This is a genomic window from Geothrix sp. (assembly GCF_030219325.1).
GTDB lineage: Bacteria > Acidobacteriota > Holophagae > Holophagales > Holophagaceae > Geothrix.
Genome location: NZ_CP126625.1, coordinates 3,536,944 through 3,557,438, shown reverse-complemented (window position 1 = coordinate 3,557,438; position 20,495 = coordinate 3,536,944). Strand labels below are relative to the sequence as shown.

Sequence of the window (20,495 nt, the reverse complement as noted above, 5' to 3'; positions counted from 1 at the left end):
GGGAGGCCGGCATGGCTCAGGACAGGTTCACCGGCGTGGGGCTCGGGCTCCGCCGCCCCCACCTCGAAGCGGTGGCGCGGATGGAGGCCCACGGCGTGCCCTTCTGGGAGACCTGCCCTGAGAATGTCGTGGGGGATGGAGGACGGCACCACCGGCTGGCCTGCGCCATCCTCGACCGCGACCCCGTGCTCACCCACGGACTCAGCATGTCCGTGGGCGGCTTCGATGTGTGGGACGAGGTCTACCTGCGCGACCTGGGCGACTTCCTGGTGCGCACCGGCACCCCCTGGCACTCCGAGCACCTCTGCTTCACCAGCGTCGACGCCACCTGCCTCCACGAGCTGCTGCCCCTGCCCTTCACGCGGGAGTCGGTGCGACACACGGTGGCCCGGGCCCGGGATCTGCAGGCCCGCCTGCCCGTTCCACTGCTGCTGGAGAACATCACCTACTACGCCGAGCTGGGTGCCGCGGAGATGGACGAGGCCGACTTCGTCACCGCCGTGCTCGAGGGCGCGGACACGGGGTGGCTGCTGGACGTCAACAACGTCTACGTCAACGCGCTCAACTTCGGTTTCGATCCGAAGGCCTGGCTGGCGCGCATGCCCCTGGATCGCGTCGCCCAGATCCACATCGCCGGGCACAAGAAGTTCGGCGAACTCACCGTGGATACCCACGGGGCGGAGGTCATCGACCCGGTGATCGAGCTCATGCAGTGGACCCTGGCCCGGCTCGGGCGTCCCGTCCCCGTGCTGCTCGAGCGGGACAACCACATCCCCGACCTCGAGCTTCTGCTGGCAGAGCGCTCGCGGCTCCAGCGGGCCTATGACGCGGCCCTGATGACCATGGGGGCCCGCCATGCCTGAGTCCCGCACCCTCCGCCTCCAGCGGGCCATGGCCACCCTGGTCCTGGATGCCGACGAGGCCGCCCTCGAGGCGGATCCGGGCCGCGCCGCCCGCCGCCACGACCTTCCGGGCGACGACCAGCGCGCCTTCCGCGAGCAGGGCGAAGCCTTGCTCACCTACCGCGAGCTGGTCCGCATGAGCCTGCTCGAGCCCCTGGAGACCATGTTCCCGGTGCTGAAGGCGCTGCTGGAATCAGCCGAACGCTGGGACGCCTGCGTGCAGGCCTTCCTGGATGCCCGGACGGTGCGGAGCGGCCACTACCGCGACATCGCCCCGGCCTTCCTGGGCTGGCTGGCCGCCACGGGCTGGGGCCAGGAGCGCTGGCCCTTCCTGCTGGAGCTGGCCCATGCCGAGCTTCTCGAAGTGCTGGTGGCCCGGTACCCCGACTCGGATCCCCCCGGCAGCATCCACGCAGAGCCCGCGCCGGAGGATGTCATCGTCCTGGATGCGGCCACCCAGATCGTGTCCTATGGTCATGCCGTCCACCGCACCACGGAGGCCGCGCCCATCCCCGAGGCGAAGCCCACGAGCCTCATCGCCTTCCGGAATGCGGAAGGCGAGACCCGGCTCATGGAGCTGACGCCCGCCACCGCCGCCCTGCTGGTGCGGGCCCGGACCCGGCCCCTGGCTGAGGCCGCCGCCGCCCTGGGCATTCCAGAACTCGAACCCGTCCTGGCTCTGCTCCGGGATCTCCGCCGCGATGGCGCCATCGCGGGCTTCCAAACCCCCCTCTGAAAACAACCCTGATCCCGAGGTCCCCATGCGCTTCCGCTTCCTCCTGCCGGCCCTGCTGCTGGCGGCTCCCCTCTTGGCCCAGACCCGGGTCTTCCGCGTGGACGACAACCACACGGTGCTCGGCTTCAAGGCCTCGACCCTGCTCTTCGACGTGCCGGGCCGCTTCACGCGCTTCAAGGCCGACATCCAGGGCGACCCCGCCACCCTGGAAGGCGCCAGCATCCGCCTCGACATCGACGCCCGCTCCATCAACACCGCCAACGGCAAGCGCGACGAGCACTTGCGGAGCGACGACTTCTTCGATGCGGCCAAGTACCCCAAGATCACCTTCACCTCGAAGGAGGTGCGCCGGGACGGTGACCGCGTGCTCGTGCGGGGCACCCTCGCCATGCACGGCGTGACCCGGGACCTGGAGCTCCCCTTCCTGGCCGCGGAGGGGATGAATGGCGCCGATGTCCGCACCTGGTCCTACCGGGCCACCCTGCCCCTGGACCGACTCGACTACGGCGTGGGCGCCGACAGCGTGGCCGCCAAGATCAGCCTGAAGCGCCAGGTGGAGCTGGACCTCCTGCTGGTGGGCTTCTTCGAGGCGCCACCGGCCAAGGCGCCCGCAGCGAAGAAGGCCCCCGCCAGCAAGAAGTAGCGCTTGCCGGAGGCGATGGCCCCGCTGACACTGGCAGCGGCATGTCGGAAGCTCCCCACACGGAATCGGAACTGATCGAGCGGGCCGCCGCGGGCGACTCGGATGCCTTCGGCGCGCTCGTCACGCCCCACCTGTCCCTCTTCCACAACGGGATCCGCCGCATCCTGGGCAACACGGCCGACACCCAGGATGCGCTCCAGGACGCCCTCATGAGCATCCACCGCGACCTGCCGAAGTTCGAAGGACGCAGCCGGTTCAGCAGCTGGGGCTACAAGGTCTGCCTGAACGCGGCGCTGATGGTGCGCCGGAGCCGGGTGCGCATCCACGACATGGAGCGCCCGGAGCCGCTGGCCCTGGGCCCCTTTGACGAGCGGGGCCACCACACCGAGACCGAGCGCCTGCCGGAGTGGCAGGTGGAGGCCCAGGCCCACGCGCTGGTGGAGCGGCAGGAGATGCGCGAGTGCCTGACCCGGGCCCTGGACGAGCTGCCGGACTCGCACCGGATCGTGTTCGTGCTGAAGGACCTGGAGGACTGGGAGACGGACGACATCGCCCGGCACCTCCAGCTGACCCCCGGCACGGTCCGCCAGCGCCTCCACCGTTCCCGGGTGCTGCTGCAGGCCCGGCTCCGTGCCCACGTCCTGGGAGGCCGCCCATGAAGCTCCTGCCCACCTGCCACGACGTCCAGACCGAACTCACGGAGTACGCCGAAGGCTCCTTGCCGCTGTCGCGCCGGATCGGCATCTGGATCCACCTGCTGCTGTGCCGGGTCTGCGCCGGGTTCCTGCGGGGCCTGGAAGCCCTGCCTGGCTTCGCCAAGGCCTCGCTGGCGCCGCCACCGACAGCCCCGGAGGTGGCCGCCGAGGCCCTGGCCCGGGTCCAGGCGACGCTCCGGAAGCCCTAGCCCCGCTTCAGCGTGAAGATTGCGATCTCCGGTGCGGCGGCGATGCGGATGGGCAGGCCCACCACGCCGAGGCCGCGGCTGACGTAGAGCAGATCCTCCCCTTCACGGTAGAGGCCGGCGGTGCGGGGGCCGATGAGGTTTGCGCTGCTCCAGCCCGGGATGGGATTGATCTGGCCACCGTGGGTATGGCCGGAGAGGGTGAGCCGCGCCCCGGCGGCCAGGGCCTGCTCCCATTCGCTGGGCCGGTGGTTCATGCAGATGCGGAAGGCTTCCGCGGGCAGGTCCCGCGCCGCCTCGGCGGGCCGGGGGCCCGGACCGAAGACCAGGCGGCGGAAGCGTCCGTTCCGCGCCATGGGATCCTGCAGACCCAGCAGGGCCAGGGTCGAGCCGCCCCGCTGGACCAGGGCCGCCCTGTTTTCCAGGCAGCGGATGCCAGCGGCTTCCAGGTCCCGCCGGATGGGGCGGGGATCATCGAAGAAGTCATGGTTGCCCAGCACTGCGAAGCGGCCCAGGGGCGGCCGGAAGCCCTCGAAGGCCTCGAGTAGCGGCGCCAGTTCCTCCGGTCGGCTGTCCACGAGATCCCCCGTGAAGAGCAGGAGCTCCGGCCCTTCCCGCTCGGTGAGGTCCCGCCAGCGGCGCAGCGTCCCCAGGCTCACGAGGGGGCCCGCATGGAGGTCGCTCAGGTGGGCGATCCTGAGTCCCTCCAAACCCGGAGGGAGGTCGGGGAAGGCCAGCGTCTTCCGCGTGATCTCCGGATCCCCGTAGGCCTGCCGGGCGCCGGCCACGCCCACGGCGAGGGCGGCTCCGGTGCTGGTCAGGGCGGCCGTGCGCAGGAAGGCCCGGCGCCCAGCGTCCTCCGGCGTGTCCTCCTCGACCTCCGGGTTCTGGGGCCGGCCGAGGCGGCTGAGCCGCCAGCCCATGTCGGCCACCATGCTGATGATCAGATGCAGGACGGTGAAGGCCTGGAAGTAGAACCCCATCCGGGCCAGGGAGCGCAGCAGGGGCAGGGTGCCGGGCCCGCTGACGCCTACGGCGCGCATCACCGCGAAGAGGATCAGGGGGAGATGCAGGGCCACCAGGATCCAGGGCAGCCAGGGCAGGGTGCGCCTGGGCATCTCCAGGCGCAGCAGCCGCAAATGCAGCCACTGGACCAGGAGGATGATGACGAGCGCGATGAGGAAGGACATGCGACCCCTTGGGGAGGACTAGGGTCGCACGATCACGCTGAGGGTCCCCACGGTCCGGTCCTTCATGACGCCGTCCAGGGGGCGGTGGATCCCCACGGTGAAGGTGAGGTTGCCGGTCAGCCTCCGGAGCACGTCCATGGGCAGGCCGAGGGCGCGGCTGTCCAGCTCGAGGCCCACCACCCGCTGGGCGGAGGGCCGGGCCGCCGTGTCCTGCCAGATCGTGGCGTGCTCGACGTAGGCGTGGAAGATGCCGAGCCCCAGTTCGCCGCGGAGGCGCTGGAGGCGGTTGCCGGCGGCGGTGTAGGCGGGCAGGGCCGCCTGCACCACCCGGTTCGCGTCCAGGGAGGTGGGGAGCAGCGAGGTGGGGACGCCGCCGAGGTGGAAGCGGTCGTAGGCGGAGGGATCTCCGCCGATGCGGCCCGACTCGGCCTCCAGCGTGATGGGCGCCCAGGGGTTGATCCACCCGGCGCTGAGCGAGAGGCGTGTGAGGGCCCAGGCCTGGCCGCCCGTGCGGCCCCCGAATTCGCGGAGCGCGGCGGAGGCGCGCAGCCCCTGGCGATCCCGGCTCCAGAAGCTGCCGAGCGTGGCTTCCAGCCCGCCGAGTGCCCGGGGGAAGCCCTCGGCATCGACGGGGAGGACGCGCTCGAAGGCCGCCACGGGACGCAGGGTGAACCAGGGCCGTCCCTGGTCGACGTGCTCCAGGGCCAGCTCGGCGCCGCGGCGCTCCCGGTCGAAGCCCTTCGTGGCGAGGTGGTCCTGGTAGAAGGGCCGCTCCAGCGCGGAGAACACCTGCAGGGACGGCGCCCAGCTCCAGCCGCGCCAGGCCATGCCCAGCATGCCTCCGCGGGGCCCCGCGGCATTGCCGAAGCCCGCCAGCACCTGCCAGTTCAGGCGGCCCAGGATGTCGTTGCCCCCGGCCCCGAGCTGGTAGCTGTTGCCCGAGGGCGTGCTGCTGTAGCCCACCAGTGAGAAGACATCGTGGCTCGGCCCCACGCGGTAGGGCCGGGGCTCCACGGGGACCGGCGTCGGCAGGGGGCTGGGCTCGTCGGCCTTCGGCAGCACCAGGTCCTTCACCAGGGGCGCGGGATCCGCGGGAAGGGGCTTCTCTTCCAGGGGCGGCTGCGTGGCGTCGAGGCGGCGGATCTGCAGGCCCGAGGCGCTGAGCTGGGTGTAGTAGATCCACTTGCCGTCAGGCGTGGCGGTGGGGTTCCAGGCCGCGGCCAGGGTGCGGGTGAGCGGCCGGCCCGCCGCATCCACCAGGTTCCAGATGCCACCCACTTCCTTCCAGGTCAGGTTGGCCGTGCCTGCGTTCGCCGCCGGGGCCGCGCCTGGGGTCTGGCCCAGGCGCCACTGGCGCGGCTGGGGCCGGAGGACGCCTTCTGCATCCGGCAGGCGCAGCTGGTAGGCGATGGTCTGGGACGAGGTCCAGACCGGCTTCCAGGGCAGGGCGCCGTGGATGCGCCCCAGGCGACGGGTGGGGGGGAGCACGGGTGCCAGCGGCGCGTGATCCGCCGGCTCGCCGGCATCCTTCACCGCCGCCTTCGGCGCCTTGGGAGCCTTGAGGTCCCAGACGTAGAGCCCGGGTTTCTTGGGATCCAGCACGCGGGCCAGGAGCTTCGTCCCGTCCGGGCTGAGGGCCAGTTCCGTGGCCCAGCCGCCCAGCTGGGCGACGAGCTCGCCTTGACGCAGCCCTTCGGCCTTCGAACGGCGCTCGAGCTCCAGGGCGGTGTGGGTGAGTTCGGCGCAGAAGCGCTGATAGCCATCCTTGGGGCTGAATCCGAAGGTGGCCAGGAAGGAGGCCTCGAAGCTGCGCTTGCCCGCCATGCGGGTCCAGAGGGACTGGAAGACCTTCGGATCGCCGGATTTCGTCTCCAGCCACTCGAGGTAGGCGCTGCCCCCCAGGTAGGCCATGCTGCCGCCCAGGAAGCCATCCATGCCGCTGAGGGCCTCGTAGGTGGGCAGCTTGCCCTCCAGGGCCCACTGGCGCAGGACCGAGGCTCGGATGGCGCTGTGGGGCCGGCCGCTGCCCGTGAGCTTGCCTTCGATGAGCGTGGCGTAACCCTCCGTCACCCAGCGGGGCGACTTCTCCGCGAGCGGGCCCAGGGCCGCGGTCCAGCGTCGCCAGAGGCTGGGCTTGCGGGCGGGGCGCAGGAGGTGGTGCATGTGCCCGAGCTCGTGGGTGATCAGCAACTCCGCCCAGCCGTGGTGGTGGCCGATGGCGGAATCCGGCTCGGGCTCGGTCTTCCAGAGCACGACATGGGGCCGCTGGAGGATCGGGAAGGCCATGCCGTTGGCCTCCATGACGGGATCCAGGATCAGGACGTCGATGGGCTTCTCGTAGGCGAAGCCCACCAACGCCAGGTACTGGGCGTGGATGCCCTCCACGCGTCCGGCCACGTCCCGTCCGAAGGTCTCGAAGGCTTTGGGGCAGTGGATGCGGTAGTGCGCCGTGGTGAAGGTGATCCAGGCGGCGTCGGGGGCCTGGGTGCGGGGCGCGGCCTGGAGCAGGGCGGGCAGGAGCGCGAGACAGGGCAGGAGGTGTCGGGAGGACATGCCTCCAAGTGTGCCCACCCTGTGACGCAGGTCGCTTTATGAGATTTGTTCTCAAAAAGTTCTTGAAATGGAATTGAAAAATAGTGAGACTCAGTCTCGATATGTTGAAACCCATCCTCGCCATCCTCTTCCCATCCCTGCTCACCGGCCAGGTCCGGGGCCCGGTCGTGGACCGCAAGGTGCTGGCCATGGGCACCGAACTGCGGCTGCACTTCGAGGGCGTGGGCACGGTGGCCGGGTCGCAGGCGGCCCTATCCGAATGTGCCCGGATCGAGTCCGAGTGTTCGACCTGGAATCCGCAATCCGCCTGGAGCCAGCTGAACGCGGCGGAGGGACGTCCGGTGCACCTGAGCCAGGAGTGGCTCGCCCTGCTGAGCCAGATGAAGGCCTGGAACCACTGCACGGAGGGAGCCTTCGATCCGGTCCTCATGGCCTTGATGCGGGCCTGGGGCGTGCGCGAAGGGGGACGCATCCCCGGGATGGACGCGCTCGTCAAGGCGTCCAACGCTTCCGGCGCCAACCTGCTGGAACTGGACAGCGAAGCGGGCACGGCCCGCCTCCGGCACCCGGGGGCGGGCCTGGAAGAAGGTGGCTTCCTCAAGGGCTACGCCCTGGACCGCATGCGGAAGGCCGCCAAGGTGCGCACGGGCTGGCTGGACTTCGGGGGGCAGATCCTCGCCTGGGGCCCCCCGTACGCCACCTCCCTGGCTGACCCGCAGCACCGGGACCAGGTCCGCATGACCCTGAACCTGCGCAATGCCTCCCTCTCGTGCAGCGGCACCTCCGAGCGGGGCCGCCACATCCTCGATCCCCGGAGTGGCCAGCGGTGCGAGGCCTGGGGCGCCACCGCGGTCGTCACGGCGGAGGCTCTCACGGCGGACGTGCTCTCCACCGCCCTCTACGTGCTGGGCCCCGAAGCGGGGCTGGCCTGGGCGGAGCGCCACGACGTGGCCGCAGCCTTCCTCTTGAACGACGGTGAGGTCCGGATGTCCCGGGCCTTCCGCCTTCTCCACCCCACCCTGATCTCCCAGGAGACCCGATGAAGTTCTTTCTTTCACCCCTTGTGTGCGCCCTGCTGGCGGGTCCCGTCTTCGCGCAGGAGAAGCCGGACGCGGACAAGCGCATCGCGGAGCTGGAGCGTCGCCTGGATGCCATGTCCCGAGAGCTTGAAGCCCAGAAAACCGGGAGCGCCACGCCGACGGCGCCGGAGGAGGGGCGTTTCGGGTTGGGCGCCAGTGCCGCCAAGGCCTACTCGGTGCCGTCGGGACTCAGTGTGGGTGGCTACGGCGAATTCCTCTACGAGGGCAGGGCCGCCAGGCTCCAGGACGGCACGCATGTGGGCGCCGAGAAACAGGCCGATGCGCTGAGGATGGTGCTCTACACCGGCTACAAGTTCAGCGACCGCATCGTGTTCAACTCCGAGATCGAGTTCGAGCACGGCGGCTACAGCGACGAGCATCCCGAGGGCGAAGCCATCGCCGAGTTCTACTACCTGGATTTCCTCATCAGCAAGGCGCTCAACGTGCGCGCCGGGCAGCTGCTGGTGCCCATGGGCTTCGTCAATGAGATCCACGAACCGCCGGCCTTCCTTGGCGCGCGCCGTCCGCAGGTGGAGCAGGTCATCATCCCCACCACCTGGCATGAGCTCGGGGTGGGCATCCACGGGGACCTGACCGCCAATCTGACCTACCGCCTCTACCTGATGAACGGGCTCGATGGGAGCCGGTTCAACGCCGGCGGCATCGCGGACGGGCGCCAGGATGGCAACAAGGCGAAGGCCCAGAGCCTGGCCTGGACCGGCCGCCTGGACTGGACGCCGACGCCCGGCGTCCTGCTCGGCACCAGCTTCTTCAGTGGCAACAGCAACCAGACCGGCACCGGCGAGGCCCTCACCACCACCGTGTGGGATGCCCACGCGGAGTACCGGGCCGGCGGCCTGCAGTTGCGCGGCCTCTTCACCCGCAGCCGCAACAGCGAAGCCGGGGTCGCCGCGCTGGCTTCCACGGACCCGGCCCGCGGGGTGGGCACGCGGCAGTGGGGCGGCTACCTGGAAGTGGGCTACGACCTCCTGAAGGGCTCGAAGCAGGCCCTCATCCCCTACCTGCGCTATGAACGCCTGGACACGCAGCAGGCGGTGGTGGCAGGGGTGGCGAAGGACCTGGGCCAGGACCGCACCCTGCTCACCACCGGCGTGGCCTTCAAGCCCATTCCCCAGGTGGCGGTGAAGGCGGACTGGACCCGAGACGAGAACCGCGCCCGCACCGGGCGGGATCAGTTCAGCCTCGCGCTGGGCTACACCTTCTGAGGCTCGACATGATCCGCATCCTGGCCCCCCTCGCCCTGACCCTGCCCCTGGTCGCGGCCCTGCCCACCACGCAGGAGGCCCTTGCCCTGGCCTTTCCGGGGGCGCAGCTCACCCGGAAGGAGCAGGTGCTGAGCGAGGCCCAGGTGGCGCGGGTCAAGACCCTGGCCCAGGTTGACCTGCCCGGGAGCTGGCTGGTGGCCTACGAGGCCCGCAGGAACGGGGTCCTGGTGGGGGTCGGATTCTTCGACACCCACCGGGTCCGCACGCTGAACGAGACCCTGCTGGTGGCCATCTCGGCGGAAGGCCGCATCCTCCGCGTAGAGGCCGTGGCCTTCCGGGAGCCCGCCGAGTACATGGCGAAAGAGGCCTGGGTCCGGCAGTTCGAGGGGCGGGGCCTCGATCCGCAGCTGAGCCTCAAGGCGGCCATCCACCCGCTGGCCGGCGCGACCCTCACGGCCCATGCCATGACGGATGCCGCGCGGCGCTGCCTGGCCCTGCACCGGATCCTCTACCAGGAGGCCCGGTGACGCCGCTTGAACGCTGGAGCCTGCACCTGGCGGCCCTTGCGACCGCGGGTACGGGAGTGCTGGATGGCCTGCTGCGATGGTTCGGGCAGCGCGCCGGGGAATTCGGCCCCGAGCCCCACCCCTGGCTTGGGCTGGTCCAGCACCTGCACGTGCTGGTGGCGCCCGTCCTGGTCTTCACCCTGGGCGTGATGGTGCGGGGCCACCTCTGGCCGAGGCTGGGCCGCAGCCTGGAAGGTCGGCGCACGGGGCTGGGCGCGGCCTTCCTCATCGCACCCATGGTGTTCAGCGGCTACGGCCTCCAGGTGGTGGCCAGCCCCGCCTGGCGCGGCGGCTTGGCCTGGGCACACGGCCTCAGCGCGGGTCTGTTCCTGCTGGCCTATCTGGGACACCTGGCCCTGCGGGGATGGCTGCCCTCGGTCCAGTCCACCGTCGAGGGCGCCTCGGGTTGACCCGTGGCTGCCAGATGACGACCCGACCGCTGATCCACGATCTAGACTGATCCCATGACCAAGATCCGAATCCTCCCCGACCAGGTTGCGAATCAGATCGCGGCGGGCGAGGGGGGGCCCCGCTCTGCGAACGCAAGCCAGAGGCGCAGTGTGAGCAGGAGCAGGCTCCAGGGGAGCCTGCGTTCGCGGGCTGCCAGATGACGACCCGACCGCCGATTCACGATCTAGACTGATTCCATGGCGAAGATTCGAATCCTCCCCGACCAGGTTGCGAATCAGATCGCGGCGGGCGAGGTCGTCGAGCGGCCCTCTTCAGTCCTGAAGGAGCTGGCGGAGAACGCCCTGGACGCCGGGGCCCGCCGCATCGAGGTGGCCTGGGAGGAGGGCGGCAAGCGCCTGCTGGAGGTGGCCGACGACGGCTCGGGCATGGCCCGGGACGACCTGTACCTCGCCCTGGAGCGCCACGCCACCAGCAAGGTGCGCACGGCCGAAGACCTGGGGCACCTGGGCACCTTCGGGTTCCGCGGCGAGGCCCTGCCCAGCATCGCCAGCGTGAGCCGCTTCGACCTCACCAGTGCCGAGGCGGAAGGCGCGGGCCACCGCCTGCGCTGCGAGTTCGGCATCATCAAGGAGGTGGCGCCGGTATCGCGCAGCCGGGGCACCACCGTGACGGTGCGTGATCTGTTCGCCCAGCTGCCGGCACGACGCCGCTTCCTGAAGTCCACGGACACGGAGCACGCCCAGCTCTGGGGCGCCGTGGCGAGGCTGGCCCTCAGCTCACCGGGCGTCCACTGGACCATCCGGCCCGACCGCGGCGCCCCCCTGGTAATGCCTCCGGTGGAGGATGCGGGTCTGCGTCTGGGGCCGCTCCTGGGCGAGAAGCTGGCGCACCTGGTGCCTTTCGTGAATGGGGAACGACCCTGGCAGATCCGGGGTTTCGTGTCGCCGCCGGACCTCAGCTTCCGCGACCGCAACCACCTCTACCTCTTCGTGAACGGCCGGGCCGTGCGGGACCGCCTGCTGCTGGCGGCGCTGTCAGAGGCCTGGTCGGGTACCTTCGCCAAGGGCTCGTACCCCGCAGCGGTGTTGTTTCTGGAGCTGCCGCCCGAAGCCGTGGATGTGAACGTGCATCCCACCAAGGCCGAGGTGCGGTTCCGTGAGCCCCAGCGCATCTTCGCCTGGGTGCGCGGCGGGGCCGAGGAGGCCTGGGCCAAGCTGCGGGGCGGCCTGGCTTCGGTGCTGGAGCTGCCGCCCAAACCCCTGGAGGCCGAGTTCGAGCTGGACCCCTCGCGCCGCCTGGTGCCCCAGCATCCGCGGCTCTGGTCGGATCACTCCGGCGGGGCCCTGGGGGCCTACCAGGCCCTCGCCGATGCGTTCCAGACGCGTCCCCTGGATGCACCCTACGCCTACGAACCCGCCCCATCCGGCGTGGCGGAAGGCCCGGATCTTGGCCCGGGCCTCCGCTACCTCGGGGCCTTCCAGCGGACCTACCTGCTGGCGGAGGTCGATGGGGAGCGGGGGCCCGAGCTCTGGATCGTGGACCAGCACGTGGCCCACGAGCGGGTGCTCTTCGAGCGGCTCTTCCTGCGTCGCCACACACCCGCCATCCAGCCCCTGCTGCCACCCCGGGTGGTGCAGCTGGGGCCCGAGGCCCTGGCGCGCCTCACCCCGTTCCTGGCGGAGCTGGAGGCCGCGGGGGTGGAGGCCGAGCCCTTCGGGGCGGACGCCCTGGTGGTGCGGGGGCTGCCGGATTTCCTGGTGGATCGCGACCCCCAGGCCCTGCTGGAGGATCTGCTGGCCCGGCTGGAGCGGGAGGGCCGGGTGGATCTCGATGCCTTCCGCCGCGACCTCAACGCCGAGCTGGCCTGCCGCGCCGCCATCAAGAAGCACCACGCCCTGCCGCCGGAGCTGGCCCTGCGCCTGATCCAGGACCTCCTCGCCTGCGAGGTGCCCAACACGTGTCCCCACGGCCGCCCGATCATCAAGAAACTCACGCTGGAGGATCTGGAGCGGAGCTTCGGCCGGCGGCTCTAGCCGGGACTCAGGACGACGGGGCGATCCGCTCCGCCACCAGGTCCACCCCCAGCCGCTTGGCCGTGGCGTAGAGGGCCGGGCGGGCGAGACCCAGGGTTTCGGCGGCATCGGCCACGCGGAAACCGCAGGCCTGGAGGGTATCGAGGAGGAGGCGCCGCTGAAAGGTCCGGGTCGCGTCCTCCCAGGTGCGTGTCTTCGGACCCGGGCCTTCGAGTTCGGGGAAGTGGCCGGGCTTGAGGATGCCGTCCTCGCAGCGCAGGATCGCGCGCTCCAGGGCGTGGAGCAGCTCCCGCACGTTGCCGGGCCAGGGGCGCTTCGCCAGGGCCTGGGGCAGGCCGGGGGCCAGGGCGGGGATGGGTCGCCTCGCGGCCTGGGCCGCGCGGATGGCGAGACGGGGCAGGAGGTAGGGGAACTCGTGGCGCCGTTCGAGCAGCGGCGGTAGGTGGAGCACGGCCCCCTGCAGCCGAAAGAGCAGGTCGCGCCGGAAGCTGCCGACCGCGGCCAGCTCCTCCAGGGGGCGGTGGGTGGCGGCGATGAAGCGGACGTCCACCTTCACGGCGTGATCGGAGCCGACCCGGCGGATCTCCCGCTCCTGAAGCACCCGGAGCAGCAGGGACTGGAGGCGCGGGGACAGATCCGCCACTTCATCCAGGAACAGGGTGCCGCCCCGGGCCATCTCGATGGCGCCGCGACGGTCCCGGTCGGCCCCGGTGAAGGCGCCCTTCACGTGTCCGAAGAGCTCCGATTCCAGCAGCCCCTCAGCGAAGGCCGAGCAGTTCACGGCCACCAGCTGACCGGAGCGGCCCGAGCGGCGGTGGACCTCGGTGGCCGCCAGCTCCTTGCCGGTACCCGTGGGACCCAGGATCAGCACCGGCAGATCCGAGCCCGCCACACGATCCAGCTCGCGCAGGACCGAAGCCATGGGCTCGCTGCCATCCGTCCACAGGAGCCCGGATTCCACGATGGATTCCGCGGGCCGCCGCGCGCGGATCCGGGCCAGCCAGGGCGCGATCAGCAGGGGCTCCAGGGGAGGTTGGGGCGGCCGTTCTGCCGGCTGGGCCAGCAGCACCGCGCCCACGGAGCACCCCTCCCAGATCAGCGGATGGCCCCGCCAGACCCAGTCACCGTGCAGGAAGGGTGGCAGCGTCCCATCCTTGGCGAGGCGGCTGAGCGCCCCGTCCGGGGGCGCTTCGCCCGTGCCCAGGGAATGGACCTGCCCTTCCTCCTCCCAGGCGATCCAGGTGGGCGTCTCTCGCTTGGCCAGCCAGTCCTTGAAGAGGAGGGTGGGGGCCGGATCCTGGTCCGTGTCGTGCCGGGGCCAGAGGGCCGCCAGCCGCCGCTGGTGCCGGTTCGAGTCCGCCCGGTCGGCGATGGCCTGGAGGGCGAGCAGACGCAGGGCCGACCGCTCTTCCGGGACCCGCTCCAGCACCTGGAGGCCCAGTTCCAGGCGCATGACCTGGGCTGGGCAGTCCCGCCAGGCCGCCCAGAACGCCCGAGACGAACCGTGGCCGCGGAACAGCCGGTGGGCCCCCCAGCTGACCCGGGTCTCTGGATCGGCATCGCCGGGCGGGTCCTCGACGAGGGGCCCCAGGGCCGCCTGGAGGAACTGCGCGTAGGGATGGCCACCGATGTGGGGCAGGGCTTCCCGCACCAGGTCCCACTGCTCTCCATCCAGGCCGTGGCCCGCCAGCAGGCCCCAGGCCGGAGCGAAGTCCGGGTGGGTTTCGACCAGGCTCCGGATGCGGGCCAGGGCTGCCGGCGGCTCGAGGTATACCTCCGCCAGCTGGGCCGCCTCATGGTCATGCCAGGGTTGGGGCAGGGGTCCCCGCAGGGCCGCCCAGCGCCGGTGGGCGGGCAGGTCCGCCCACTGCAGGGCCATGAAGGCCGCGTTGGAGGCGGCCCGGGAGGTCCACCCGGGGGAGCCCAGCCGGACGAAGTGCGCATGGGCCAGGGTGAAGGCCCGCAGGGCCCCCTCCGGCTCGCAGGCCCGCAAGGCCTCCTGGCCCTGCGCCATCCAGTGGAAGGGGTCGGCGCAGGGATGGGCCAGGGTCCCCCAGGCTGGATAGCCCGGCGTGGATTCGGCCGTGGCCCCGCCCCAGCGCATCCGCAGCCGGTCCCAGGTCGGGTGGCTGGAGGCGGGGGGCGGCTCGGGGCGGGAGACTTTCTCCTGGAGGTCCGCCTCCAGTGAGGGTGCCCAACCCGGCGGTGGGTCCGGGGGCATCTGGAGGGCCAGGACCCCGGCGAGCGCGGGCTCCGGTGGGCGGCCCGCCCCCAGGTTCCGGGGCACCAGCGGTTCCAGGCCCCGAGCCGAGGCGCCGAAGCCCCGGGCCCAGGCCCGGAGCCGCGGATCCAGCATCCAGGCGCCGTCCGGGCCCGGGTGCAGCCAACTGGAGTCGTGATGGGGGACCAGGTCCTCCGGCAGTTCGGAGAGCAGCATCGGCTCGGCGTGGCGCTGGATGGCGGGCCAGGGCAGTCCGGGATCGAGGGGCCCCTCCGGCAGCAGGCGGCCCTCGGCATCCTGGGATCTCAGCATGAACTCCCACCAGCCCAGCGGAAGCGACCGCCATCCGGCCGGGATCAGGTCCAGATAAGGGGGAAGGTGGAGGGTGCCCGCTTCATCCACGGCGCCGAGCAGGGCCACCCAGCGGAGCCGCTGGGGCAGGTCCAGCAGAAGCGAACCCGCGGCCATCCAGGGGGTGCCGTCTCCAGCCAGGAGGGCCTCCCAGGCCCAGGCCAGCAGCTCGTCCTCCCGAGGCCCCCGCAGGGCGGGGGCCACGCCGGCGCTGCCATGGCGGAGCAGGGCCACCCAGGCGGGATCGGGATGCGCTTCGAAGGTCGCGGGAATCCGCACCACACGGGGTCCCAGGGGACGGCGGGCCTCCTGTTCCAGGCGGGGCCAGCGGCCTTCCCGGCCCCCCAGCAGCCAGGCCTGTGAGATGGCCGCCAGAGCCCAGGCCGGATCTCCCCAGCGCCGGCCCCGGTCCAGGCCCCAGGGGGCCTTCCCGTCGCCCAGCCAGGCGGCCCTCAGCATCCGAGCATCCCCCGCCAAACCTCCCAGAAGTCCGGGAAGGTCTTCGCCACACAGTGGGGATCCAGCAGGTCTCCACCCCAGCGCAGACCGCCCAGGGCGGCGGCGAAGGCCATGCGATGGTCGTTGCGCGGGTTGAAAGGGCTCCGGTCGGCCACAGCCCTCCCTGGTGCGACGCGCAGGGTGTGGTCCCCGATGACCTCCGCCTGGCCGCCCAGCCACCGCACCAGCTCCGCCGAGGCATCCAGGCGATCGCATTCCTTGAGGGGCAGTGTGTGGAGCCCCCGCAGCTCCGAGGGACCCGGGGCCAGGGCCGCGAGGGCCGCCAGCACGGGACCCAGGTCGGGACAGTCCGTCAAGTCCGCGTCCAGGCCACGCCGGAGAGGCCCCTGGACTTCGAGGGTCTGGGCGTCGAGCCAGCGGATCGCGCACCCGGCCGCTTCCAATAGGGCCACCATGGTCCGGTCGCCCTGGGCATCCTCGGGATCCAGGGGGCTTACCTGGAGCCGCCGTCCCGTGACTCCCGCGGCGGCGAGGAAGGCCGCCGCGCCGCTCCAGTCTCCGGGCAAGACCAAATCCCGGGGCTGGAGGGCTCCGCCCGGAATCTGCCACCGCCCCGCTTCCAGGATGGCCCCGCAGCTGAAGCGCCGCAGCCACTGGGTGGTGAGGGTCAGGTAGCTGGGGCTGGCCACCTCCTCCCAGGTGAGCAGGCTGGGCCCGGGCAGGCCCGCCGCCGCCAGGGCCAGACCGGACAGGAACTGGCTGCTGAGGCGCGCATCCACCTTGAGTTCCAGCCGTCCGGGCGGCACTGGGCTCGGTCGGAGCCAGGCCCCGGAGGCATCGGCGGACCACTGGGCGCCCAGGGCCTCCAGGGGGCCGAGCAGGGGGCCGAGCGGTCTTTCGAAGAGCCGGGGATCCCCCTCGAGCCGGACCGGTCCCTCGGCGCAGAGGGCCAGCCAGGGCAGGAGGAACCGCAGCGTGGTGCCCGAAGCCCCAAGCCAGAGGGGGCCCTGGGCCCGGGGTCGCCCGCCTCCCTGGATGCCCCATGTTCCACCTTGCTCTACGACCGGAATCCCCAGGTCCCGCAGGGCCTGCCGCATCCAGCGGGTGTCCTCGGCCTCGAGGCCACCTTGGAGGTGGCTGGTGCCCGGGGCGAGGGCAGCCAGGAGCAGCGCCCGGTTGGTGACGGACTTCGAACCCGGGATGCGCACGGACCCCAGGGCCTCACGGGCCGCCAGGAACCTGTCTTGGGGGAGTGACAGAAGCATGTGGGCAGGGTGCCGCGAGGCGTTCCGGACCGCAAGACCCTAGCTGATGTTCTCGAAGATGGGCTTGGAGATGCGCTTGTCGGTCACCAGGGTGAACTTGTAGACGCCGTAGAAGTCGATGGTGCGCTTGTAGCGAAGGACGATGGTGCAGGTCCCGGCATCTCCGCCCGAGGTCTTGGTGATGCGGATGGCGCCCTTGTCGGTCAGTGCCTCAATCACGTTCAGCTCGCGGGCCTTCTCCTTGACCTCGCGCTCCAGGGTCTCGATGGGCTTCTTGCTGCCTCCGCTGGCGATGAAGTCGCAGGCATCGACCAGCTCGCTGTTGCCGTAGTAGATCGGGACCGCCTTGATGGCCACGGCGATGATCAGGCCGAGCACGAGCATGGAGACGATGCATCCGATCTTGCCTTCACCGCGCTGCTCTTGCATGGATTCCTCCCACTCACTTCAGATCTTCGAGGGCCTGTCTTGCCAGGGGGGCGACCAGGGGACCATCGGGACCGAGAAGGGTTGACTGAGGATACTTCAGTGCCTGGCGGAATGCCTGACCCGCTTCCGACTGGTAGCTGGTGCCCAGGTGGAGGAAGCACAGGCCCGTGTGATAGTCGAGGGTGCCCTGGCTGACGCCCCGGACCGTGCTCAGGCGTGCGTCCCGCAGGAGCTCGATGGCCTTGTCGTATTTCCTGAACTGCATCAGGACGAGGGCCAGGTTGAGCTTGATGAGGTTGGCCTCGTCCCCCTTGGCGCCTGCGTAGAGCAGCCGCAGCTGCGCGAGTACGGCCGGGTAGCAGAGCTCCGGCGCGCCCAGGCGGACCTCCAGCGCCTCCAATTGCAGGGGCAGGGTCAACGGGGGGGCATCCTGGCTCAGGGGGAGGGTGCCCTTGGCGGCTTCCAGCAGCGGACGGAGCTCCTGGACGGTGGCGACCGGCTTCCCCTGGGCCTGCAGGATGGCCTTGCCGACCTGCAGGCCGGCCTTCAGAGCCGGTTCGGTGGCGGCCAGCACCCACGGACCAGGCTCGCCCGGGACATCCAGGAGCGTGGCGCCCAGGCTGGGTCGCTGGAGGCTCGGGACCGCATTCAGTCGCGTGGCCAAGGAGGCCAGCGGGTCCTGCTCCAGGGGCTTCACCAGGAGGTGCTCCTCCTCCCCATCGAGGGTGGCGATCACCAGCTCGACCCGGTGGATCACCTTGTCGGGAACCGGCTTGGCCAGCAGGATCAGCTCCGCTTCCCGCGAGGCCTTCAGTCGGGCCAGGGCATCGGCCGGAGGCTCGTCCGGGCGGGCGGGCACGAAGGCCACCTGCTGCAGCCGATCTCCGAGGGCTTCGAGCTGCGCCAGGAATCGGGTGCGCCCCGTGAAGTCCCCGCCTTCCAGCCCGGCAAAGGCCAGGCGGGGTTTCGGACGGGCCTCCAGGCTCACGGTCTTGCCGTCCTCCACGACGAGGCGCTGGGAATAGCCGCCGGTCGGGAATCGCACCAGCAGGTCGTAGGTCCCGGTGCACACGGGGAGGTTCGCGAGGGGCAGGAGTCCCCGGCTCTGGCCTGAGAGGAACAGCTCGCCTCCAGGCCAGGGGGAGGAAACGGACAGGGAGCCGCGGGAGGGTTCCAGGCGGATGGGTTCAAGGGTGTGGTCGGCCGCAGGCGTCGCCAGGTCCGCGCCGAGCTCGAGGACCCTGGTCCGGAGGCAGGGCGCGCGCAGCTCGAGGCGATGCTTGCCGGGGCGGAGCTCGGGGATGACGAAGGCGGAGGAGAGCTCTTCCGGGCGCAGCCCCAGGGGGATGGCGACGGCGGCGGCATCCGGACCGGCCTTGCCGATGGCATAGCCGAGGCTCTGTCCGTCCAGCAGGACCTCCACGTCGCTCGGTTGGACGTAGAGCGTGATGGTGGAGGCGGTCCGGGTCAGCTTGAAGTCGGCGGCCTTCGCGTCATGGGGAACGAGTTCCAGGGGGAGTTCGGCGGTGGCGTAGCCGGGTCGCGCGTAGCTGAGCCTGTGGGCTCCGAAGGGGAGGAACTTCCTCGGCAGGGGGGCCGTGGGGTGGCCATCGATGGTCAAGCGGCCCCCCTCGGGCAGGTAGCTCAGCTTGACCAGGGCGAACTTCTCGCCCTTCATCCGCTCGAACAGGGCCGTGAGGCGCTGGGAGGTCAGGGTCCGGTCCAGCTCGAAATCGGGATTGAGATCCATCAGGGCCTGGAGCCGCACCTGGGCCCGGGCCTTGTTCTGGGGGCTGCGATCATCCAGGACGGCCAGCCAGTTGTAGCTTTCGCACAGCACCTGGTTCCACTCGGGTTCCAGCCCGGCGGCCTTCGGGGCGAGGGCGGCCACGACCGTGTCGAAGCGCGCGGTTGCGGCCTCCCGGTCCCCCTGGGTGGCCCAGAGGGCCTTGGCCTGCAGGAACGTGTCCTTGAGGGCGGCGTCCTGGGCCGACAGCAGGCCGCAGAGCAGGGGGATGCACAGGAGGAGTCGGAATCGCATGTCAGTTCAACCGGATCAGCAGGTCATTGCGGCGGTCGCACAGGATCAGGCCGCCCGAGCGGTCCATGACCAGGGAGGTGATGCGGCCGCTGATGCCCAGGGCCTTGAAGGTGGCGTATCGCAGCACGGCGCCATCGGGGCCGAAGATCACCACCCCCTCTCCGAATTCACCGCCATCCACCAGGGCGGCGACGTGTCCGACACCGTCCGTGGCCAGGGCCGTCACCGCCTTGAAGGGCGCGGGCAGATCCTTGCCGTAGGGGACGACGATGCGCGGCTGGCCATCGGCGTCGAGGAAGAGCAGCTTCCGGTCTGCATCGGCCGAAATGACCAGACCGCCCGTGGGGAGCGGCGCGAGGGCGCCTGCGGTCGGAGAGGCCATGGTGCGCGAACCCCCCTCCGGCGTGAACAGGGTCAGGGCGGGGGTCTTGGCATCCGCCACCCAGAGGTTGCCCCAACGGTCCAGGGCCGCGCCCGAGATGGCGGCCAGGGTGCCCAGGGGCTGGGCGGGGCCGCCCTCCTCCCGGACCAGGGCGTTCTTGGACAGCTGCCAGAGCGCTCCCCCGGGGCCAGAACACAGGACCCGGGTGCCGGGCGCCGGAGGTCCCTGGGGCACCAGCTCGGCGCCGTGCAGGCGGAAGACCCGGTCGAGGTCATGCTGGAAGATGAGCAGCTCCCCGTCCGGCGCGAGGGCCAGCAGGGTCGGGGTCTTCAACCACTTCGCCCGGCCCGCGGGCCAGGGCCCTTCGCTGCGGAGCGGGGGCTTCTGGAGGCGGTGTTTCACCAGGGCGCTGGTCCGCCAGGCGGCCTCCTGCGCCTCGGGGGTCTGGGGGTGCTCGGTCCTCAGTTGCTGCAACATCCTGAGGCAGCCGGGGAGGTCGCCGGAAAGGTCCATCGTGCCGGCGGCCTCGAGCATGGCCCGGGGAGCCACCGCTGAGCCGGCGTGGAGACGGAAGGCCTCCACGAAGTGCTGGAGGGCCCTGCCCCACTGGCCCTGGTCCCGCCAGGCCCGGCCCAGCTGGAGGCGGGCCTCGGCGCAGGCCCCGGCGTCGGGGAAGAGGTCAAGGACGCGGTTGAAGTCCGCCATGGCATCTTTCAGTTCCGCGGGGCGGCGGGCCTGCCGCCCCTGCAGGATGCCCCTCAGGAGCAGCCCGTCGGCGGCTTCAGGGGACTTGATGTATTCGCTGCGGAGGCGATCCAGGTGGGGCATGGCCGCCTCGGGCTTCCGCTCGACGTCCACCTGGTGCTGGGCGAGCCGGAGCAGGACCTTCGGAGCGAACTCACTCTGCGGGCTGGTCTGGAGCAGCTGGCCCCAGGTGTCGAGAGCCTCCTTGTAGGCCTTTGATGCGTAAGCCCTTTCACCACTTCGGTACAACCGCTCCGCCAGGTCGCCGTCCGGGGCCTGGGCCAGGACCGGCAGCGCGCAGAGCAGCGCGGCCGGGGTTCGGAACCATGGAGACAGGACGTGCATGAGGGCCTCGGATCTGGG

17 protein-coding genes are annotated in these 20,495 nt (G+C 71.2%); 10 read left to right on the top strand and 7 right to left on the bottom strand.

Going from position 1 to position 20,495, the window contains the following annotated elements; all coding sequences use genetic code 11:
* The first annotated feature begins 11 nt into the window (after nt 1-11).
* Genes QOZ81_RS15870 through QOZ81_RS15850 form a run of 5 tightly spaced genes read left to right on the top strand, consistent with a single transcriptional unit; the run spans nt 12 to nt 3,185 of the window.
* Nucleotides 12-863, top strand: coding sequence for a DUF692 domain-containing protein (locus QOZ81_RS15870; protein WP_291203983.1), 852 nt, complete (start codon nt 12-14; stop codon nt 861-863).
* Nucleotides 856-1,638 (top strand): HvfC/BufC family peptide modification chaperone, encoded by a 783-nt coding sequence (locus tag QOZ81_RS15865; protein ID WP_291203986.1) that lies wholly within the window; start codon nt 856-858, stop codon nt 1,636-1,638. Before QOZ81_RS15870 ends, QOZ81_RS15865 begins: the two co-directional genes overlap by 8 nt.
* A 25-nt stretch (nt 1,639-1,663) precedes the next feature.
* Nucleotides 1,664-2,281, top strand: coding sequence for a YceI family protein (locus tag QOZ81_RS15860; RefSeq protein WP_291203988.1), 618 nt, complete (start codon nt 1,664-1,666; stop codon nt 2,279-2,281).
* 41 nt (nt 2,282-2,322) lie between these two features.
* Nucleotides 2,323-2,940, top strand: coding sequence for an RNA polymerase sigma factor (locus QOZ81_RS15855; protein ID WP_291203991.1), 618 nt, complete (start codon nt 2,323-2,325; stop codon nt 2,938-2,940).
* On the top strand, nt 2,937-3,185 hold the full coding sequence (locus tag QOZ81_RS15850; RefSeq protein WP_291203993.1) for a hypothetical protein: 249 nt from the start codon (nt 2,937-2,939) through the stop codon (nt 3,183-3,185). Before QOZ81_RS15855 ends, QOZ81_RS15850 begins: the two co-directional genes overlap by 4 nt.
* Here QOZ81_RS15850 and QOZ81_RS15845 read toward each other — a convergent pair.
* Nucleotides 3,182-4,372: a metallophosphoesterase gene (locus tag QOZ81_RS15845; protein WP_291203996.1), complete on the bottom strand. Its 1,191-nt coding sequence runs from the start codon at nt 4,370-4,372 to the stop codon at nt 3,182-3,184. The two genes, QOZ81_RS15850 and QOZ81_RS15845, sit on opposite strands and share 4 nt — an antisense overlap.
* Nucleotides 4,373-4,390: 18 nt before the next feature.
* A complete protein-coding gene (locus QOZ81_RS15840) occupies nt 4,391-6,925 on the bottom strand; it encodes a hypothetical protein (protein ID WP_291203998.1) in 2,535 nt (844 codons plus the stop codon).
* Between the two features lie 101 nt (nt 6,926-7,026).
* Between QOZ81_RS15840 and QOZ81_RS15835 the strand changes: the two genes are divergently transcribed.
* From QOZ81_RS15835 to mutL, 5 genes are all read left to right on the top strand, one after another.
* A complete protein-coding gene (locus tag QOZ81_RS15835; RefSeq protein WP_291204000.1) occupies nt 7,027-7,968 on the top strand; it encodes an FAD:protein FMN transferase in 942 nt (313 codons plus the stop codon).
* Nucleotides 7,965-9,230: a hypothetical protein gene (locus QOZ81_RS15830; RefSeq protein WP_291204001.1), complete on the top strand. Its 1,266-nt coding sequence runs from the start codon at nt 7,965-7,967 to the stop codon at nt 9,228-9,230. The genes QOZ81_RS15835 and QOZ81_RS15830 overlap by 4 nt, the downstream gene beginning before the upstream one ends.
* Before the next feature lie 8 nt (nt 9,231-9,238).
* Nucleotides 9,239-9,757 carry an FMN-binding protein gene (locus QOZ81_RS15825; protein ID WP_291204003.1) on the top strand — a complete coding sequence of 173 codons (519 nt, stop codon included), beginning with the start codon at nt 9,239-9,241 and terminating at the stop codon, nt 9,755-9,757.
* Nucleotides 9,754-10,206: a hypothetical protein gene (locus tag QOZ81_RS15820; RefSeq protein ID WP_291204007.1), complete on the top strand. Its 453-nt coding sequence runs from the start codon at nt 9,754-9,756 to the stop codon at nt 10,204-10,206. The genes QOZ81_RS15825 and QOZ81_RS15820 overlap by 4 nt, the downstream gene beginning before the upstream one ends.
* Nucleotides 10,207-10,443: 237 nt before the next feature.
* Complete coding sequence (gene mutL / locus QOZ81_RS15815) at nt 10,444-12,240, top strand: DNA mismatch repair endonuclease MutL (protein WP_291204009.1); 1,797 nt, start codon at nt 10,444-10,446, stop codon at nt 12,238-12,240.
* A gap of 7 nt (nt 12,241-12,247) precedes the next feature.
* Here the strand turns inward: mutL and QOZ81_RS15810 are convergent, their stop codons facing one another.
* From QOZ81_RS15810 to QOZ81_RS15790, 5 genes are all read right to left on the bottom strand, one after another.
* Nucleotides 12,248-15,271, bottom strand: a complete 3,024-nt coding sequence (locus QOZ81_RS15810; protein WP_300715050.1) for a sigma-54-dependent transcriptional regulator — start codon at nt 15,269-15,271, stop codon at nt 12,248-12,250.
* On the bottom strand, nt 15,265-16,479 hold the full coding sequence (gene aroA / locus QOZ81_RS15805; RefSeq protein ID WP_291204013.1) for a 3-phosphoshikimate 1-carboxyvinyltransferase: 1,215 nt from the start codon (nt 16,477-16,479) through the stop codon (nt 15,265-15,267). Before aroA ends, QOZ81_RS15810 begins: the two co-directional genes overlap by 7 nt.
* Nucleotides 16,480-16,575: 96 nt before the next feature.
* A complete protein-coding gene (locus tag QOZ81_RS15800) occupies nt 16,576-16,965 on the bottom strand; it encodes a hypothetical protein (protein ID WP_291204015.1) in 390 nt (129 codons plus the stop codon).
* 13 nt (nt 16,966-16,978) lie between these two features.
* On the bottom strand, nt 16,979-19,006 hold the full coding sequence (locus tag QOZ81_RS15795; protein ID WP_291204018.1) for a S1C family serine protease: 2,028 nt from the start codon (nt 19,004-19,006) through the stop codon (nt 16,979-16,981).
* Between the two features lies 1 nt (nt 19,007).
* Entirely contained in the window at nt 19,008-20,477 is a 1,470-nt protein-coding gene (locus QOZ81_RS15790) for an outer membrane protein assembly factor BamD (RefSeq protein ID WP_291204020.1), read from the bottom strand.
* Between the last annotated feature and the right edge of the window lie 18 nt (nt 20,478-20,495).

Coding starts and splice junctions, on each gene's coding strand:
- QOZ81_RS15800 (WP_291204015.1), bottom strand. CDS start 16,965: ATGCAAGAGCAGCGCGGTGAAGGCAAGATCGGATGCATCGTCTCCATG.
- QOZ81_RS15830 (WP_291204001.1), top strand. CDS start 7,965: ATGAAGTTCTTTCTTTCACCCCTTGTGTGCGCCCTGCTGGCGGGTCCC.
- QOZ81_RS15870 (WP_291203983.1), top strand. CDS start 12: ATGGCTCAGGACAGGTTCACCGGCGTGGGGCTCGGGCTCCGCCGCCCC.
- QOZ81_RS15825 (WP_291204003.1), top strand. CDS start 9,239: ATGATCCGCATCCTGGCCCCCCTCGCCCTGACCCTGCCCCTGGTCGCG.
- QOZ81_RS15790 (WP_291204020.1), bottom strand. CDS start 20,477: ATGCACGTCCTGTCTCCATGGTTCCGAACCCCGGCCGCGCTGCTCTGC.
- QOZ81_RS15835 (WP_291204000.1), top strand. CDS start 7,027: ATGTTGAAACCCATCCTCGCCATCCTCTTCCCATCCCTGCTCACCGGC.
- QOZ81_RS15855 (WP_291203991.1), top strand. CDS start 2,323: ATGTCGGAAGCTCCCCACACGGAATCGGAACTGATCGAGCGGGCCGCC.
- mutL (WP_291204009.1), top strand. CDS start 10,444: ATGGCGAAGATTCGAATCCTCCCCGACCAGGTTGCGAATCAGATCGCG.
- QOZ81_RS15860 (WP_291203988.1), top strand. CDS start 1,664: ATGCGCTTCCGCTTCCTCCTGCCGGCCCTGCTGCTGGCGGCTCCCCTC.
- QOZ81_RS15840 (WP_291203998.1), bottom strand. CDS start 6,925: ATGTCCTCCCGACACCTCCTGCCCTGTCTCGCGCTCCTGCCCGCCCTG.
- QOZ81_RS15845 (WP_291203996.1), bottom strand. CDS start 4,372: ATGTCCTTCCTCATCGCGCTCGTCATCATCCTCCTGGTCCAGTGGCTG.
- QOZ81_RS15850 (WP_291203993.1), top strand. CDS start 2,937: ATGAAGCTCCTGCCCACCTGCCACGACGTCCAGACCGAACTCACGGAG.
- QOZ81_RS15810 (WP_300715050.1), bottom strand. CDS start 15,271: ATGCTGAGGGCCGCCTGGCTGGGCGACGGGAAGGCCCCCTGGGGCCTG.
- QOZ81_RS15865 (WP_291203986.1), top strand. CDS start 856: ATGCCTGAGTCCCGCACCCTCCGCCTCCAGCGGGCCATGGCCACCCTG.
- QOZ81_RS15795 (WP_291204018.1), bottom strand. CDS start 19,006: ATGCGATTCCGACTCCTCCTGTGCATCCCCCTGCTCTGCGGCCTGCTG.